Annotated in this window: 2 protein-coding genes; both read right to left on the reverse strand. The window is 75.9% G+C overall.

Annotation, left to right across the window (positions count from 1 at the left end):
* The coding region (locus G3I65_RS14580) for an adenosylcobinamide-GDP ribazoletransferase (RefSeq protein WP_160696589.1) at positions 1–538 on the reverse strand (538 nt) is incomplete at its 3' end.
* Between the two features lie 217 nt (positions 539–755).
* Positions 756–1,714 (reverse strand): nicotinate-nucleotide--dimethylbenzimidazole phosphoribosyltransferase (gene cobT / locus G3I65_RS14585; protein WP_160696588.1); only part of this gene is annotated, 959 nt, incomplete at its 5' end.

The raw sequence follows: 1,714 nt of genomic DNA on the forward strand, positions 1-1,714 counted from the left end.
GGGTGGCGAGTGCGGCGGCGGCCACGGCGATCGCGAGGGCGGCGGTGCGGGGGACCGAGCCCGCGACGGTGGCGCCGAGCCCTTCCGGCCGCGCGGAGGGGATGCCGCGGGCGCAGGCCATCGAGAGCGTGCAGCGGCCGATGAGGACGGCGGCGAACGCTTGGTACGGGTCGGTGAGGGCGCCGACTTGGACGAGGAGGGTCAGGACCAGGGTCGCGACGCCGGTCGGGCCGGAGTCGCCGCGGCGCATGACGTCGAGGGCTTTGGCGCGGTCGTAGGAGGCGCCGAGGCCGTCGGCGGTGTCGGCGAGGCCGTCGAGGTGGAGGCCTCGGCTGCCCAGTGCGACGGCGCCGATGGCGAGGGCGGCGGTGGCGAGGTTCGGGAGGTGGAGGGCTTGGCCGGCGGCGACGATCAGGCCTGCGGCGAGGGCGAGGGGGAGGGTGGCGAAGGGCGCGAGGAGCATGGCGCCGCTTGCGGTGCGGGAGTTGATGGTGCGGGGGGCTGGGACCGGGATGGTGGTGAGGGTTCCGACGGCCATCCGCGCGGAGTCGCCCCAGCGGGTCACGAGCGCCTCAATGTGGCCTTGGGTGCGTGAGACGCACCGAAGGCCGCCTTGGGTGCGTGAGACGCACCGAAGGCCGCCTTGGGTGCGCGGGACGCACCGAAGGCCGCCTTGGGTGCGCGGGACGCACCGAAGGCCGCCTTGGGTGCGCGGGACGCAACCAAGGCCACCTTGGGGCGCTGGGGCCCGTCGCTCACGCCAGGTCCGCCAGCAGGCCCATGTCCGCCAGGATCGCCCGCGCCGCGCGCAGGGCCGGGACCGCCTGCACCGCGCCGCTGCCCTCACCCAGCCGCAGGCCGAAGTCCAGGATCGGCTCCAGGCCGAGCGCCTTCAGCGCGAACGCCTGCGAGGGTTCCGTCGACCGGTGCCCGGCCAGCCACCACCGCTCCGCGCCCGGTGCGATGTCCCGCGCGACCAGGGCCGCCGCGCCCGAGAAGACGCCGTCCAGCAGGACCGGGATGCCTCGAACCGCCGCCTCGACCAGGAAGCCCGCCGTGGCCGCGAGGCACGCGCTGCCCAGCGCCGTCAGGCGGTCGAACGGGTCCTCGACGCGGCCCGAAGTCCGCGACAAAGCTGCCTCCACCGCCGAAGTCTTCCGTGACAGGCCTGCCGCGTCCACGCCCGTGCCCGTGCCGACCACCTCCGCCGCCGGCAGGCCCAGTGAGGCCGCGACCACCGCCGCGCACACCGCCGTGTTGCCGATGCCCATGTCGCCTGGGATCAGCAGGTCCGCGTCGCCCTCTTCGCCCGCGATCGCGCGGCCCGCCTCGAACGCCGCGCGCGCTTCGCCGGGGGCCAGCGCGTCCTCGACGTCGATCGAGCCCGAGCCGCGGCGGATCTTGTGCGCCGTGACCGACTCCGGGACGTCCGCGCCGTCCCAGTCGACGCCGAGGTCGGCGACCCGGACCTTCGCGCCGACCTGCGCCGCCAGGACGTTCACGCCGCTCTTGCCCGCCAGGAACACCCGGACCATCGCCGCGGTGACCTCGCGCGGGTACGCAGACAGCGCCGAGACGCCGTGGTCGCCCGCGAAGACCACCACGCGGACGTCGTCGAGCGGGCGCGGCGGCACGCTGCCGTGGGCCGCGGACAGCCAGGCCGCGAGCTCCTCCAGCCTGCCGAGCGCGCCGAGCGGTTTGACGAGGCCGTCGA

Source organism: Amycolatopsis sp. SID8362, from assembly GCF_010550475.1.
Taxonomy (GTDB): Bacteria; Actinomycetota; Actinomycetes; order Mycobacteriales; family Pseudonocardiaceae; genus Amycolatopsis; species Amycolatopsis eburnea.